Genomic DNA, 15326 nt, shown 5'->3' on the forward strand with positions numbered 1-15326 from the left:
TCACACCGCCGAGACGGCTGAAACGGCTGACCCGGCTGAGACGGCGGACGTGTCTGCTGCTGGCCGCGGCCGTCCTGGCGGCTCCCGCCGGCTGCGGCCTGACGAGCGGCTCCCCCATGGTCGACGACGTCGAGCCCGGCTCCATCGGAAAGGGACGCCCGCTGGACGGCGCCGATCTCACGGTCACCTCGAAGGAGTTCACCGAGCAGTTGGTCCTCGGCGCGATCATGGGCATCGCCTTCGAGGCGGCCGGCGCGGAGGTGCTCGACCGCACGGGCATCCAGGGCTCCGTCGGCACCCGCGCGGCGGTCGAGAACGGCGACGCCGACGCCACGTACGAGTACACGGGCACCGCCTGGATCACGTACCTGGGCCACAGCAAGCCGATCCCCGACCCGCGGCAGCAGTGGGAGGCGGTGAAGGAGGCCGACGCGAAGAAAGGGCTGACGTGGCTGGAGCCGGCCCGCCTGAACAACACGTACGCCCTGGCGATGAACCAGGCCAACTACAAGAAGTACAAGACGAAGACCCTCTCGGAGGTGGCCGAGCTGGCGAAGTCGGACCCGGGTGCGGTGACGCTGTGCGTGGAGGGCGAGTTCGCCAACCGGGCCGACGGCCTGCCGGGCCTGGAGAAGGCGTACGACATGTCCATCCCGGCCGGGAACATCACCCAGATGGACACCGGCATCATCTACACCCAGACCGCGGAGGGCGCCTGCACCTACGGCGAGGTGTACACCACCGACGGGCGGATCAAGTCCATGAACCTGGTGGTGATGGAGGACGACAAGAAGTTCTTCCCGAACTACAACGCGGCGCCCATGGTCCGCACCGCCACCCTGGAGAAGTGGCCGGCGATCGCCTCCGTCCTGGACCCGGTCACCAAGGCGCTGACCAACGACGTGGCCCAGACCCTGAACGCGAAGGTCGACGTGGACGGCGAGGATCCGCACCAGGTGGCGCTGGACTGGATGAAGGAGAAGGGCTTCGTGAAGGAGGGCTAGACGGGGGCGGCGGTGCTCAGCAGGAGGGGACGCTGCCCTTCCCGCTCTCCAGCGCCTTGAGCGAGTCGACGGCGCCCTTGAGGGTGGTGACGGGGATCAGCCGGAGCCCCTTCGGCAGCTCGGCCTGCGCGTCCGAGCACTCCGCCTTCGGTACGAGGAAGACGGTCGCCCCGTCCCGCCGCGCGGCCTGCGTCTTGAGCGGCACCCCGCCCACGGCACCGACCTTGCCGCCGTCGGTGATGGTCCCGGTCCCGGCGATGACCTTGCCTGCGGCGAGGTCCCCGGCGCCGAGCTTGTCGACGATGCCGAGGGAGAACAGCAGCCCGGCACTGGGCCCGCCGACGTCCTCGAGCCGCAGCTCAACGTCGACATCGTCCTTGTCCATCCGGAGGTACCGGAGCGCGGCCGCGGTGGCCGAGTCCTGCGACTCCTCCATCTGCTCCCGGTTGTACTCCTCGATCTCGCTCACGTCGTCGCCGCTCGGGTACACGGCGTCGCGCGGCATGACGGCCCGGTCGGTGTCGAACCAGCTACTGAGCACGTCGCCGAGATGAACACTCGCGTCCGGCCCGGTCGCCTGGATCGTCGTCATCCGCAGTTGCCCGCTGGTGTCGTCCGTCGGCGCGCCGCTGATCGTGATCACCTCGGCCCCCTGGTTCTTGCCCAGCACATCGGCCGTCAGCCCCGGCTGCGCCACGGAGAACGGCAGCGGCGCGAACACGGCGGTCGCGAGCAGCGCCACGACGGGAAGCCCGCATACGGCGAGGACCTGGGGACGCGTGAGACGAGAGAGCACGGAGTCAATCTAACGCGAGGTCGTCCTGCCCGGACCGGGCGCCTGTCGCGCCTGTCAGGGGTAGCGCCGGTAACGCTCCAGGATTGAACGGTAGCGACGGTCCCCCGGCTGGAGGCGACCGTCCTCGATGGAACGCCTCGAATGCCACGCACGAGATCCAGCTCAGGGCGTGGCCTTCCTTCGCTAGGTAGAGCGTCTGGGACCGGGTCGCCGGGCCCCGTCCGTTGGTGAGGCTGGCAAGAGAGCTATCCGCCGTCACGGACACCCACCGCGCGGTGTGATCTGCTCAGCGGCGGTCCGCAGGGGTCACGCCGCGGCGGGCAGTTCGGTGCGTGTGCGCTGGATCAGGTCGCCGACCTCGGGGTGCGCCTTCCACGGTGCGAGGGCGCGGGTGACGTCGTGGAGGTAGCTGTGGGCTCGGGCGGAGTGAACGGTGCTGAGGATGCGCAGTGAGGTGTTCGCTGCTGTGAGGCCGGCTTCGAGTTCGCGGTTCTGGAGGTGGCTGGTGGCCAGGACGGCCATGCGGATGCCGGTGGCTCGGGTGAAGCGGTCCGCGGGCATGGGCTCGGCCAGCTCGTTCCAGGCGAAGGCGCCCTTGGGGTCGGCGAGGTCGCGGTGTACTTCGGTGGCGTCGGCGGCGAGCCGGGCGTGGGTCATGTAGGCGAGCTGCTGCGGATCGTGGCTGCCGGGTCGGATGGAGTCGAGCAGTTCTTCGGTGCGGCCGAGGGCGGCCTTGGCTGCTCTGGCATTTCCGCTGCGCCCGTGGGCACGGGCCTCGGCCAGCTTCGCGAAGGCCAGCACCCGGGGTGCGGCGTGGCCGAGACCGCGCTCGTAGGCGCCCTCGGCCATGTCGGCGGCCTGGTCGGGGCATCCGCGCAGGAATGCTTGGAGCGCCATGGTGGCCAGCACGTAGCAGCCGCTCTCCACGTTGCCTGCGGCCCGCGCCAGACGCAGGGCCTGGACGAAGTGCCGCTGGGCGACGTCGTGGTGACCGGTGTCGACGGCTGACCAGCCCACGACACGGGACAGCTCAGCGGTCGCCGCGAACAGCTCGCGCCCGATGGTCTCGGTGTACGTGCCGGTCAGTAGGGGTGCGGCGCGCAGGCGTAGGCATTCGGTGACGGAGCTGGCCTTCCAGTTCCCGCCGCCGTAGCGGGAGTCCCAGAGGCGGGCTTCATCGGCGGCCTTCCACAGTTCGCCGAGGTCGCTGCGGCCTACCTGGCGGCCGCCTTCGTGCGCGGTGGGGGTGTCGGTCGGCTTGGCCAGCCAGCGGGTGACGGGGGTGGCGAAGGCGGCGATGGCGAAGCCGTTGCTGATGAGTTTGCGGCGGGAGCGGTCCACGGTTCTCCAGTAGGTCGCGGCGACGCGGATCGCATCGACGGGGTCGCGGGCGAAATCCAACCCCATATCAGGGTTTCCGCCTGACCTGCCGTACATGCCGATTTCGTCCACGCTGACCGGCCTGCCGAGGCGTTCGCCCAGCGCAGCGGCCAGAAACTCAGGGGTCCGGCCGCGCGGGGTCATTCCGAGATTCACCCATCTGGCGACACTGGTGTGCTCGTACCTGAGGGGCACGCCGGCCGCTGCCCCGATCTTGTTGATCTGCGCGGCCAGCGATTTATGGCTCGCGCCGGCCTGGGTGACGAGCCGGGCCAGAGCCTCGTTGGGATCGCTCTGGCGGTCCTTTGCAGACGTCACCGAGCCCCCTCCAACCAGCTGTTGTCCTGCGACGCGGATGCCGCAGGTGCGGGACCCGAGCCTAGGACGTGACGGGGAGGCGGGGATACGGGATGTGCGTTGTTCGCCCCCATAGTTCGCCTCCCCATGCCCCCGCGCCGGCGGTTCCCTGAGGGCAGACAGCGACTCGCCAACGGGCCCCCACATCGACTTAGGGGTCTGGTGTTCGAGGGGTCCGCTGTCCCTTCCCGGTCCACGACCAAAGTGGGTGTCAGATGTACGAAATTCTCGTCACCGGCGGTGCCGGCTTCATCGGTTCGCACTTCGTCCGGCGGATGCTGCGCCGGGACGACGTGTCCCGGGTGACCGTGCTGGACGCGCTCACCTACGCAGGCAACACCGCGAACCTCGGGGATGCCTTCCTCGACCCGAGGCTGACCTTCGTCCACGGCAACATCCTCGACGCCGCGCTCGTGGACGAGCTCATGGCCCGGCACACCGTGGTGGTGCACTTCGCTGCTGAATCGCACGTCGACCGTTCCCTCACCACGGCCGACCGCTTCCTCACGACGAACGTCCTGGGGACCCATACCCTCGCCGCGGCCGCGGGCCGCCACGGGATCGAGAAGTTCGTGCACGTCTCGACGGACGAGGTGTACGGTTCGCTGGCCGAAGGCGCAGCAGGCGAGGACGCCCCCTTACGGCCCGGCGTCCCCTACGCCGCGTCGAAGGCCGCCAGCGACCTCGTGGCCCTGAGCCACTTCCAGACCTACGGCCTGCCGCTGTGCGTGACGCGCAGCTCGAACAACTACGGCCCCCACCAGTTCCCCGAGAAGATCATTCCCCTCTTCGTCACCCGCCTCCTGCGCGGGGAGAAGGTGACCCTGCACGGTCAGGGACAGCATGTGCGCAACTGGCTGCACGTGGACGACAACTGCGCCGGCATCGAGCTCGTGCTGTGCGCCGGGAAGCCCGGCGAGATCTACAACCTGGGCGGCGGCACCGACCTCACCAGCCGCGACCTGACCGCCAAGCTCCTGTCCCTGTGCGGCACGGACTGGGACTCGGTGACCTACATTCCCGACCGGCAGGCCAACGACCTGCGGTACTCCATGCTCTGGGACAAGATCCGCGCTCTCGGCTTCCGCCCGGCCCACGACCTCGACGAAGGGCTGGAGAAGACCGTCCAGTGGTATCGCCACAACCACGGCCGGCGGACGCCGCCCCTGTCCGCCGCCATGCGTCCGCGCGTCATCCTCGCCACGGCCCAGGGAGCCTGAGCATGTCTGAGAGCTGGCCACAGGGTGCGCTGATCGTGCTGGGTGCATCGGAGGAGCAGATCCCGCTCTACCAGGAGGCACGACGCCGTGAGATCCCGACCATCGCGGTGGACATGCGGTCGGACGCTCTCGCGTTTCCGTTCGCCGACGCGGCCCTGACGATCTCCACCCGGGACACCGGCGCCATCGCCGACGCGCTGGGCGACGTACGCCCCGCCGGGATCGTATGCGGCGCGAGCGACGCCGGGCTCGCCAGTTGGCACGCCCTGGCGCTGCGATACGGCACTGCCTACGTCTACCCCAAGAGCGCACTCGTGGCCCTCGACAAGGCCGCGTTCCACGAGATCACCGCTGCCTGCGGCATTACCGGATACGGATGGACCGCGTCGAGCGATCCGGATGAGGTCGTCGCAAAAGCGGCGGGGCTGCGCTTCCCGCTCGTGATCAAGCCTGTGGATGGTTCGGGAAGTAAGGGTGTCACCCGCGTCACCCGCCCGGACGACCTACCGGCCGCCGTCGCCCACGCCCGTGTCTACTCCGCCTCTCGGACCGTGATCGCTGAGGAGTTCGTCCAGGGCCGTCAGTTGACCATTGATCTCTTCCTGCGGGACGGCAGGTCGATGATGACCTGCGTCAAGGAGCAAGAGCTTGTCGCCGGGAGTTTCGTCGTCAGGCGGATCAGCACGGTGCAGCTGTCCTCGGCGGAACACGACCAGCTTGAGGCGAGCGCCGAACGGCTGTGCCGTGCACTTGGCATTGTCGATGGGCCGGCGAACTTCGACCTTGTCCTTGGTACAGATGGTCAGGCGCGCATCATCGAGGCCAACCCACGTCTCAGCGGCGACAGCATCCCGCGAGTGCACACCGCCGCCTATGGCGTGAACGTCGTGGGTGCGCTCGTCGCACTCGCGCTCGGCGAGCCGTTCGACGATCATCTGGTGCCGACGCGCAACGAGCAGGCGGCGGTGGAGCTGGTCGGATCACCGCTCATCACGGACGGCGAGTTGGTCGCATGGGAAGGCGTCGCCGAAGCCCGCAACATCCCCGGGATCACCGACGTCGTGCTGTATGCCAAGCCGGGCGACCTTATACGGCCGCACGACCAGTCCGGCCACAAGATCGGCATGTTCGTCGCTGCCGGGCCGTCGGTCGCGGACGTGTCCTCGGCTCTGGAGACGGCCGGCGCGCTGATGCGACCGATCATCCGTCCGATCACGAAGGCGGAGGGTGAGTCATGATCAACTCGTCAAAGCCGGATACCCGGCGCAATGCCAGGCCGTACCTCTACGGCCAGGAGGCCGCCGCCGTCGCCCAGGCCCTGGAGTCCGGCCAGTACGGACACACCAGCGTCACCGAGGAGTTCGAGCAGAGGATTGCCGAATTCCTCGGCGTCCACGATGCCGTGGCCGTCACCTCCGGCACCGCAGCCCTCCATACCGCCCTACTCGCCGCCAAGGCCGGCCCCGGTGACGAGGTGATCGTCCCCTCGATGACGTTCTGCGCGACGATTCAGGCGATCCTGGCCGTCGGCGCCACCCCGCGGTTCATCGAGATCGACCCCGCCACCCTGTGCGTGGACCACCAGCTAGTCCTGGAGGCGGTCACCGACAAGACGGCCGCTGTCATGCCGGTCCTGTTCGGCGGCCGGCCCGTCGACCTCTCCGCCATCCGGGAGGACCTCGACGAACGGGGCATCGTTGTGATCGAGGACGCGGCGCACGCGTTCGGCTCCCGGCACGGCACACGCCGCGTCGGGGCGAGCGGCACCGCCCTGACCTGCTTCTCGTTCGGCCCGATCAAGAACCTCACCTGCGGCCAGGGCGGCATGGTCATCCCCCGCACGCCCGCGGAAGCCGACACGATCCGCAGGACCCGGCTCTTGGGCGTGGTCCAGTCCCAGGGCGAACGCGCGAACACCACCAGCTACCGGGTGGAGGGCTTCGGCCTGCGCTACCAGCTCTCTGCCCTCAATGCCGCCATCGGCCTGGTCCAGCTCGACGGCTTCCAGGCCGCCGAGGACACCCGCCGCCACCTGTGGCGCACCTACCGCGACGCCCTCGCCCCGCTGGACGGTGTCACGCTCGTCGACGTCGACGTCGACCAGGCGGTGCCACACCTGTGCCAGGTCCGCATCGCTCACCGCGACGAGGTGTTCGCCGCCCTCCGGGGCCGGGACATCGGAGTCGGAGTCCACTACCCGCCCAACCACACCCAACCAGCGTTCGCCGCATTCAGGCGTCACCTGCCGGAGACCGAACAGGCCGGTGAGGAGATCCTCAGCCTGCCGTTCCACCAGCACCCCACCGAGCCGGACATCGACCTCGTGGTGACCTCGCTCGAACAGGCCCTCACGTCCGCCGGAGGTTCATCGGGACGCGGCCGCCCCTGAACGCGGCCAATCAGCCGGATGCTGCGGACAGCACCACATCCACGAGCCGGTCCGCCGCATCCGGTCGCCCCTTCGAGCGGGCACGCTCCGCCATCCCCGCCCGCAGGGCGGGGTCGGTCAGGAGCGGGCCCACCGCATCCCGGAGAGCCTGGCCGGTGACCTCGCCGAGCAGAGCGAGCGCGGCCCCGGCGTCGGCCAGGTGCCGGGCGTTGTGTGCCTGCTCGTTCCCGGCCGACGTGGCGAGCGGAACGAATACGGCCGGCTTGCCGAGCGCGGTCAGCTCGGCCATGGTCCCGGCGCCGCTCCGGGACACCACCACGTCGGCCAGCGCCAGAACGTCCGGCAGCTCCGACCCGACGAACCCGCTCACGTGGTACCGCCCGGCGAGAACCGGATCCAGGCCGCTGGCGGCCGCCCGGAGTCCGTCCACGTTCGCCGGACCGCACTGGTGGACTACGTTCGCATGCGCCAAGAGCCAGGGCAGCACCTCACGGACGACCAGATTGATCTGCTGGGCGCCCTGGGCCCCGCCGGTGACGTACACGGTCGGCAGATGCCGGTCGAACCCGTGCAGGCCCAGTGCCTCGATCGCCTTGTCCCCGTGGCCGCCCAGCACCTCAGGCCGTACCGGGTTTCCGGTGACGACCGCACGCTCACGCACCTCGGCCGGCAGCAGCGGCAGCGAGGACTCCGAAGACACCGCGATGCGCGTCGCCGAACTCGCCAGCTTCCGGTTGGCCAGCCCGAGCCGGACCGTCTGCTCATGCAGGACCAGCGGGCGCCGGCACAGCCGCGCAGCGAGCCCGGCCGGGACCGCCACATACCCGCCGGTCGCCAGGACCACGTCCGGCTGGAACTCCGACACGATCGAGCGGGCCTGAGCGACGCCGAGCGGCACCCGCGCCATGTCCTTCACGTTCGCAGCGGACAGCATCCTGAGCGGATTCGACGAGCGGCGGATCTTCCCCGTGGCCACCGTCCTGAAGGCGATGCCCTCCGCCGGCGCGACACGCGCTTCGAGACCGTCCGCCGTCCCGATCCACAGGACATCCAGCGTGCCGCCCGCATCCGCGAAGCGGCCTTGCAGCGTACGGATCGCCGTCAGGGCCGGGTAGGTATGACCGCCAGTGCCTCCCCCCGTCACCAGCAGCCGGAACGAACGCGGGAGCGTGGAGGAAGTGTTCACCTCACGCACCCTACTGGCTGCCCAACGCCTCCCGTTACCGAAGGACGCCGGACCCCTAACCCTCGCCAACCCCTCAGAAGCGGAACCGTCGCTACCGTTCAATCCTGGATCATTACCGGCGCTACCCCTGTCACGCCTGGCGGGTCAGAAGGGGCACCGCAATGCCGTCGACGATCCGTTCGATGGCCTCGTCGGACACGGGCCGCAGCGTCATGAGGACCTCGTGCCGGAAGAGATCGAAGGGCAGCGAGACGAGACGCGGCTCCAGCAGGGAGGCGTCCACCTCCCCCCGCCGGACGGCCCGCTGGACGATCTCCTCGGCCGCCGAACGCCGGCCCGCCAGCACATACTCGCGGAGTTGGTCCGGATTCGTCCCCGTGTCCGCGAAGTACCCGTCGAGGAGGATCACGGTCGCCACGAGAAGGTCGGTCCGCGACGCGTTCGCCGCCCGCAGGACGGCGATCAGGTCACCACGGAGCGTCCCCGTGTCCGGGACCTCGACGACCCGCTGAGAACTCGCGTGCGCGATGGCCGCCTCGACCATGAGCGCCTTGTTGGCCCAGCGACGGTAGATCACCGGCGTACTCGTACCGGCCCGGTTCGCCACGGCCTCCAGCGTGAACGCCGCATACCCGCGCTCCGTCAGCTCGGCCCACGCCGCCCCCAGCAGGGCATCCTCGAGATCCTTGCCCCGTCTGCGCCGCATCGCCCCTCCTGTTGTACCGTTGGCAAATAAGAAGCGTGAACACATCTTATTCTACCGACTGGACCGACTGGACCGACGGAGAACCCACAGGAGAGACGGGAGCACCACCCATGAGCAACCAGAACACCATCACAGTCCTCATCGAGATCCACGCCAAGGACGGACTGGAGCTCCAAGCCCGAGACGCGCTGCTCCACGCGATCCAGACCTCCGAGAAGCTCGGCCTGATCAGCTCCACCGAGTACGAGGACGCCAATGACCCCGGAGCCTTCTACGCCATCCAGGTCTGGGAGAACGCCGACGCCTTCCACGCACACATGGACGATGCCGCCAAGTCCGGCATGAACGAGGCGATCCAGGTCCTGCGCGAGCACCCCAAGACCGCACTCCTGCGCACCATCGGCTGATCACGTCGGCTGGTCGAGCTGAAGCTTCGGATGAACATACGTACGGCGACAGCGAGTTGGCGGGGCGGGAGCGACATCACGGGGTCACCGTGGCACTGGACGCGGTACTTCACCAGGTCAGCCACTCGTACGCAGAGTCAGCGTACGAGTGCGAAGAGTGGACAGTGGCGGTGACCGACTGTAACCCTGGGCGCGTTGGGAGTGTGCGGCGGGGAGAACGTGCGGAAGGTGGCCGCCATGGCGGACGGTGCGGTGGATGCGGGCGTGGTCGGCGGGGGCGGGGAGCCTGAAGTCTCCGACAGCCTCAAGACGTTCGGGGCCGTGGTCAAGGGGTTCCGCAGGCGGGCCGGGCTGACGCAGGAGGAGCTGGCCGAGCAGGTGCGGTACTCGGTCCAGACCGTGGCCTCCGTCGAGCAGGGCAGGCGCCTCCCCACGCTGGAGTACGTCCAGCGGGCCGATGACGCGCTGGACGCGGCAGGCATTCTCAGCGGAGCCGTGCAGCATCTGTCGCGGCAACCGGGACTCGCGAGCTGGTTCCGGCAGTGGGCCAGGCTGGAAGCCACGGCCGTCAGCCTCAGTACGTACGAATGCCGGCTCATTCCAGGCCTGTTGCAGACGGAGGCGTATGCGCGCACTCTGTTCGAGAACCAGTTGCCTCCGCTGGGAGACGAACAGATCGAGGCGCAGTGGGTGGCACGGGAAGAACGGCAGAAGTTGCTGCGCGAGCGGCCGAACACGGCGTTCAGCTTCATCGTTGAGGAACACCTGTTCCTCCGGTGCACGGGCGGGGCGGACGTGACACGACAACTGATCGACCACGTACTGGAGCTGGCGGCGCTGCGCAACATCGAAGTGCAGGTGATGCCGTTGGTGCGGACGGCTCACGCCGGCTTGGCCGGCCCCATGCAGTTGCTGGAGACGCCCGAGGCGCGATGGTTCGCCTACAACGAGGGTCAGGGTGGTGGTCTGTTCGTCTCCGACCCGAAGGAAGTGAGCGTCCTCCAGAGCACTGAACTGGCCTGGTTCAAGAGCAGCTACAGCAGCAGCGGAGACGGCGACTGCGTCGAGGTGGCTGTCGCCTGGTTCAAGAGCAGCTACAGCAGCGGCGGAGACGGTGACTGCGTCGAGGTCGCCACCTGCGCCGCCGCGGTCCACATCCGGGATTCCAAGGACAGGCGCGGCCCGCAGCTTGCCCTCTCCCCCGCTGCCTGGGGCGACTTCGTCGCTTACGCGGCGCACGACTGATACCGACGCGCGCCGCCGGACGTCACCGCAGGGCCTCCGCCACCTCGCGGGCCGCGTGCATGACGCGTTCGCCGACGCGTTCGGGGACCACGTCGGCCAGCATGACCACGCCGACGCTGCCCTCGACGCCCGTGACGCCGAGGAGGGGTGCCGCCGCGCCACACGCGCCGGCCTCCAGTTCGCCGTGGGTGAGGGTGTAGCCGGGGTCGTCCTCGGGCTCGCCGGCGGGCTGGGGCGGCGGCTGGCGGGCGGCCAGGATCGCCTTGCCGGCGGCGCCCCGTTCCAGGGGATGGCGGAAGCCGGCGCGGTAGGCGACGTGGTAGTCCGTCCAGGTCGGCTCGACGACGGCGACGGCCAGCGCCTCCGCGCCGTCCACCAGGGTCAGGTGGGCCGTCGCCCCTATGTCCTCGGCCAGCGAGCGCAGCGCCGGCATCGCGGCCTCGCGGACGAGGGGGTGCACCTGGCGGCCCAGGCCCAGTACGCCGAGTCCGACGCGGGCGCGGCCGCCCAGGTCGCGGCGTACGAGTGCGTGCTGCTCCAGCGTGGCGAGCAACCGGTAGACAACGGTCCGGTTCACGCCCAGTTTGTGGGACAGCTCGGTGACGGTCAGCCCGTGGTCCGTATCGGCCAGCAGCTTGAGGACGCGCAGTCCCCGGTCGAGCGTCTGAGAGGTCTCCGCGGTCACGACGCCCACTCCTTAGTGGTGAGGTCGGCGGCCCTCCTCGCGGCGATGCGTCACCGAGTCCCGTCAGTGACGCGCTTCAGAGGCCGCCGATCGGCTGACGGTCCGGCCTTGTGCCCGGGTCCAGTCGCTTCACGGCTGCGCTCCGCGGCGGCGCTGCCACGGGGCGTGTGCGTAGCGGGACAGTAACTACCAGGTCCGCTCAGCGGAAGGCTCCGTCCAGAATCCGGGCGCCAACCGTTATCGACTGCCTGTGTTTGTCCCGATACGTATCGCGCGTGCGCACGGGGCCGCACGCCCCCGCGCGTCACTTCATGCGCGTCGCCCACTCCTGCACCTTGGCGATGCGCTGGCGAAGCTGACCGCCGGTGGCCTCGGCGCTGGGCGGGCCGCCGCACACGCGGCGCAGTTCGGTGTGGATCACACCGTGCGGCTTGCCGCTCTGGTGGACGTAGGCGCCGACCATGGTGTTGAGCTGCTTGCGCAGCTCCATCAGCTCCTTGTGGGAGACGACCGGGCGGCGTTCGGCGGGCAGTTCGAGCAGGTCGGCCTCGTCGTCCGGCTTCTTGCGGCTGTGCGCGATCTGCCGGGCCTGACGCTTCTGGAGGAGGAGTTGGACCTGGTCGGGCTCCAGCAGGCCCGGGATGCCCAGGTAGTCCCGCTCCTCCTCGCTGCCCGGGTGCGCCTGCATGCCGAACTCGGCGCCGTTGTACATCACCCGGTCGAAGGTGGCCTCGGACTCCAGTGCCTCGAAGGAGAACTGCTCCTGCTCGCCGGTGTCCTCGTCCTGCTCCCGGTTCGCCTCGTCCATCTCCTTCTCGGACTCGGCGTAGGGATCCTCCTCGCCCTCCTTCTTGGGCTTGTCGAGGACGTGGTCCCGCTCGCGCTCCATCTCGCCCGCGAAGGTGAGCAGGTCGGGCACGGTGGGGAGGAAGACGGAGGCGGTCTCGCCGCGGCGCCTGGAACGGACGAAGCGGCCTACTGCCTGGGCGAAGAAGAGGGGGGTCGAAATCGTCGTGGCGTAGACGCCGACCGCGAGGCGGGGGACGTCGACGCCCTCGGACACCATGCGGACGGCGACCATCCAGCGGTCGGTGCTCGCGCTGAAGTCGTCGATGTTCTTGGACGCGCCGGTGTCGTCGGACAGGACGACGGTGGCCTTGTCGCCGGTGATCTCGCGGATCAGCTTGGCGTAGGAGCGGGCGGAGTCCTGGTCGGCGGCGATGACGAGGGCGCCGGCGTCCGGGACGCCCTTCCTGACCTCGGTGAGCCGCTGGTCGGCGGCGCGCAGCACGGCGGGCATCCACTCGCCGCGCGGGTCGAGCGCGGTGCGCCAGGCCTGGCTGACGGCGTCCTTGGTCATCGGCTCGCCGAGCCGGGCGGCGATCTCGTCGCCCGCCTTCGTGCGCCAGCGCATGTTGCCGCTGTAGCTCATGAAGATGACGGGGCGGACCACGCCGTCGGCGAGCGCCGATCCGTAGCCGTAGGTGTAGTCGGCGGCGGAGCGGCGGATGCCGTCGTTGCCCTCCTCGTACGCGACGAAGGGGATCGGGTTCGTGTCGGAGCGGAAGGGCGTGCCGGTGAGCGCGAGGCGGCGGGTGGCCGGCTCGAACGCCTCCAGGCAGGCCTCGCCCCAGGACTTGGAGTCACCGGCGTGGTGGATCTCGTCGAGGATGACGAGGGTCTTGCGCTGCTCGACGCGGTTGCGGTGCAGCATGGGGCGCACGCCGACGCCGGCGTACGTGATGGCGATGCCCTGGTACTCGCGGCTGAGCGGGCCCGCGCTGTACTCGGGGTCCAGCTTGATCCCTATGCGGGCCGCGGCCTCGGCCCACTGCTTCTTCAGGTGCTCGGTCGGCGCGACGACGGTCACCTGCTGCACGACGTGGTGGTGCAGCAGCCAGGACGCCAGCGTCAGGGCGAAGGTGGTCTTTCCGGCGCCGGGGGTGGCGACCGCCAGGAAGTCCCGGGGCTGGTCCTGGAGGTACTTCTCCATCGCCCCCTCCTGCCAGGCCCGCAGCTTGCCGGCGGTGCCCCACGGGGCACGGCCCGGGAAGGCCGGGGACAGGTGGTGCGAGGTGCTGGAGCTGGCGGTGGTAGTCACGGTCTCCGAAGGGGTCCGAAGGGGGTGGAGCGGCTCGGCCACGTATGACAACCGGGCCACCCTACCGGCGGGCCGACGCGTTCAACGCGCCCACGGGGGCGGGTCACCCCCGGGTGGGACGGACGTCACAGCTCCCCCGGCCGCCTCGCAGCCGGGCCCGGCTCGCTTCTCCCGCATCCGGTTCATTTCTTCCGCACCCGGCTCACTTCTCCCGTACCCGCATAGCCACCCACGCCCCCACCAGCGCCACCGCCGCCATCGGCAGGAACACCGCCGCGAAGGCCGTCGGGTGGGAGCCGGTGGCTTCCGTGGCCGCGTGGCTGACCGTGCCGCCGCCGAGGGCGGCGAAGGCGGCGCCTCCGACCGACAGCAGTACGACGTTGGAGAGGCCGTCGGAGATCTGGAGGGCGGCGGAGTTGGTGCCGGCCTCCTCGGGGGCGGAGAGCTTGAGCAGGAGGACGCTGGTGGAGGAGATCACCAGGCCCATGCCGAAGCAGCCGAAGCCCCAGGCGACGGCCACCGTCCAGGCGGGCACGGCGTCGATCAGCACGCTCGGCGCCGTCGCGATGGCCGCCGCGACCAGGACCATGCCGAGGGCCATCAGGCGCTCGCGGTGGGGTTCCAGGCGCGGCCGGGACTGAAGCCAGGAGCCCGCCGCCCAGGTCGCCCCGCCGGCCGCCAGCGAGAGACCGGCCAGCGTGGGGCTGAGTCCGCGCTGGGTGACCAGCATCAGCGGGACGAAGGACTCGGCGGCGATGAAGGACCCCGCGGCCACCCCGCGCAGCAGGACCACGGAGGGCAGCCCGCGCACCGCCCGGTAGGTGCCGCGCGGCAGCAGTCCGAGGACCGACGGCACGAGCAGCGCCACGCCCGCCGCGCCGGGCAGCAGCGAGAGGGGGCGCAGGTCCTGGGCGGCGTACTGGAGCAGCCCCGCGCCCAGCGAGATGGCGAGGGCGAGGCGGATGCGGCGGCCGTCGAAGGACGCCGGCGCTTCCCCTCCGCCGACGGCGCCGGACGCGCGGGCGCGTATCTGCGGCAGCGCGAGGGCCAGCGGGAAGACGACCAGCACCGGGATGCCGAGGAACACCCAGCGCCACCCGAGGTGTTCGGTCACCGCGCCGGAGGCCAGCGGGCCGACCACCGACGGGACGACCCAGCCCGCCGCGAACGCCGCCATGATCGCGGGCCGCAGCCGCTCCGGGTAGGCCCGCCCGACGACGACGTACAGGGCGACGATGACCAGCCCGCCGCCGAGCCCCTGCACGGCCCGCCCGAGGATGAACAGCCACATCGCCCCGGCCGTCCCGGCCAGCACCAGACCCGCGGCGAAGGATGCGATACCGCAGGTCAGCGGTGCCAGCGGGCCCCGTCGGTCCGACCACTGGCCGGAGAGAACCATCCCGAACAGGCTCGTCGTGAAGTACCCCGAGAACGCGAACGCGTACAGCGACACCCCGTCCAGCTCCCGCGCCGCCACCGGCATCGCCGTACCGACCGCCGTCGCCTCGAAGGCGATCAGCACGATCACGGAGACGATGCCGATGCTCAGCGCCCGGTAGGTGCGGCTCAGTACGGTCTCGTCGGGCGCGGCGGTACCGACGGCGGGCTCGGCGGGGACTGTGGGGACTGCGGGGACGGCGACATCGGTGTCGCGGGGCTCAGGGACGGTCATGGTCGCCAGAGTAAGGGCCACAGTGCGCTTTGACCCCTGTCGGAGGGCGGTACGGGGCCGGGACCTTGGTCGTACGACCGCCCGCCGTTCATGAACGCGGTATGGCAGTCGTGTTGCGGCCTCCCCGGGTTCCTTGAGCACCGCCGCGGCTCCGCCTACCGTCGAGTCACGAAGTCGG

General features: G+C 70.1%; 13 protein-coding genes and 1 pseudogene. 7 read left to right on the forward strand and 7 right to left on the reverse strand.

Features of this window, described 5'->3' with window-relative positions:
* The first annotated feature begins 35 nt into the window (after positions 1 to 35).
* Positions 36 to 1004, forward strand: coding sequence for a glycine betaine ABC transporter substrate-binding protein (locus tag KUM40_RS36445; protein ID WP_217170659.1), 969 nt, complete (start codon positions 36 to 38; stop codon positions 1002 to 1004).
* A 16-nt stretch (positions 1005 to 1020) separates the two neighbouring features.
* Here KUM40_RS36445 and KUM40_RS36450 read toward each other — a convergent pair whose 3' ends face one another.
* Complete coding sequence (locus KUM40_RS36450) at positions 1021 to 1800, reverse strand: S16 family serine protease (protein ID WP_217170605.1); 780 nt, start codon at positions 1798 to 1800, stop codon at positions 1021 to 1023.
* A gap of 306 nt (positions 1801 to 2106) precedes the next feature.
* Positions 2107 to 3498, reverse strand: coding sequence for a sporulation protein (locus tag KUM40_RS36455; protein ID WP_308401315.1), 1392 nt, complete (start codon positions 3496 to 3498; stop codon positions 2107 to 2109).
* A gap of 254 nt (positions 3499 to 3752) precedes the next feature.
* Between KUM40_RS36455 and KUM40_RS36460 the strand changes: the two genes are divergently transcribed.
* Genes KUM40_RS36460 through KUM40_RS36470 form a run of 3 tightly spaced genes read left to right on the forward strand, consistent with a single transcriptional unit; the run spans position 3753 to position 7146 of the window.
* Positions 3753 to 4757 (forward strand): dTDP-glucose 4,6-dehydratase, encoded by a 1005-nt coding sequence (locus tag KUM40_RS36460; protein ID WP_217170606.1) that lies wholly within the window; start codon positions 3753 to 3755, stop codon positions 4755 to 4757.
* A gap of 2 nt (positions 4758 to 4759) precedes the next feature.
* On the forward strand, positions 4760 to 5995 hold the full coding sequence (locus KUM40_RS36465; RefSeq protein WP_217170607.1) for an ATP-grasp domain-containing protein: 1236 nt from the start codon (positions 4760 to 4762) through the stop codon (positions 5993 to 5995).
* The gene (locus KUM40_RS36470; RefSeq protein ID WP_217170608.1) at positions 5992 to 7146 is read left to right on the forward strand and encodes a DegT/DnrJ/EryC1/StrS aminotransferase family protein; all 1155 of its coding nucleotides are present in this window, start codon (positions 5992 to 5994) and stop codon (positions 7144 to 7146) included. Before KUM40_RS36465 ends, KUM40_RS36470 begins: the two co-directional genes overlap by 4 nt.
* A 10-nt stretch (positions 7147 to 7156) precedes the next feature.
* On the opposite strand, the gene KUM40_RS36475 is transcribed toward KUM40_RS36470, so the two are convergent.
* On the reverse strand, positions 7157 to 8332 hold the full coding sequence (locus KUM40_RS36475) for a glycosyltransferase (protein ID WP_217170609.1): 1176 nt from the start codon (positions 8330 to 8332) through the stop codon (positions 7157 to 7159).
* Positions 8333 to 8462: 130 nt separating this feature from the next.
* Positions 8463 to 9038, reverse strand: a complete 576-nt coding sequence (locus KUM40_RS36480) for a TetR/AcrR family transcriptional regulator (RefSeq protein ID WP_217170610.1) — start codon at positions 9036 to 9038, stop codon at positions 8463 to 8465.
* A 110-nt stretch (positions 9039 to 9148) separates the two neighbouring features.
* Here KUM40_RS36480 and KUM40_RS36485 point away from each other — a divergent pair, with 110 nt between their 5' ends.
* The 3 genes and pseudogenes from KUM40_RS36485 to KUM40_RS41845 all read left to right on the forward strand — a co-directional run bounded on the left by KUM40_RS36485 (position 9149) and on the right by KUM40_RS41845 (position 10690).
* Positions 9149 to 9445: a putative quinol monooxygenase gene (locus KUM40_RS36485; protein ID WP_217170611.1), complete on the forward strand. Its 297-nt coding sequence runs from the start codon at positions 9149 to 9151 to the stop codon at positions 9443 to 9445.
* Positions 9446 to 9682: 237 nt separating this feature from the next.
* Positions 9683 to 10450, forward strand: a pseudogene (locus tag KUM40_RS36490) (Scr1 family TA system antitoxin-like transcriptional regulator); the annotation flags it as partial.
* Positions 10436 to 10690 carry a DUF397 domain-containing protein gene (locus KUM40_RS41845; protein WP_308401318.1) on the forward strand — a complete coding sequence of 85 codons (255 nt, stop codon included), beginning with the start codon at positions 10436 to 10438 and terminating at the stop codon, positions 10688 to 10690. The pseudogene KUM40_RS36490 and the gene KUM40_RS41845, both read left to right, overlap by 15 nt.
* Positions 10691 to 10712: 22 nt before the next feature.
* Here the strand turns inward: KUM40_RS41845 and KUM40_RS36495 are convergent, their stop codons facing one another.
* From KUM40_RS36495 to KUM40_RS36505, 3 genes are all read right to left on the reverse strand, one after another.
* The gene (locus tag KUM40_RS36495; RefSeq protein WP_217170613.1) at positions 10713 to 11375 is read right to left on the reverse strand and encodes an IclR family transcriptional regulator; all 663 of its coding nucleotides are present in this window, start codon (positions 11373 to 11375) and stop codon (positions 10713 to 10715) included.
* Between the two features lie 304 nt (positions 11376 to 11679).
* Complete coding sequence (locus KUM40_RS36500; RefSeq protein ID WP_217170614.1) at positions 11680 to 13476, reverse strand: DEAD/DEAH box helicase; 1797 nt, start codon at positions 13474 to 13476, stop codon at positions 11680 to 11682.
* A gap of 202 nt (positions 13477 to 13678) precedes the next feature.
* Positions 13679 to 15148, reverse strand: coding sequence for an MFS transporter (locus tag KUM40_RS36505; RefSeq protein WP_217170615.1), 1470 nt, complete (start codon positions 15146 to 15148; stop codon positions 13679 to 13681).
* Positions 15149 to 15326: the final 178 nt, after the last annotated feature.

The sequence above is a fragment of the Streptomyces sp. AC512_CC834 genome, assembly GCF_019049325.1.
Classification (GTDB): Bacteria; Actinomycetota; Actinomycetes; order Streptomycetales; family Streptomycetaceae; genus Streptomyces.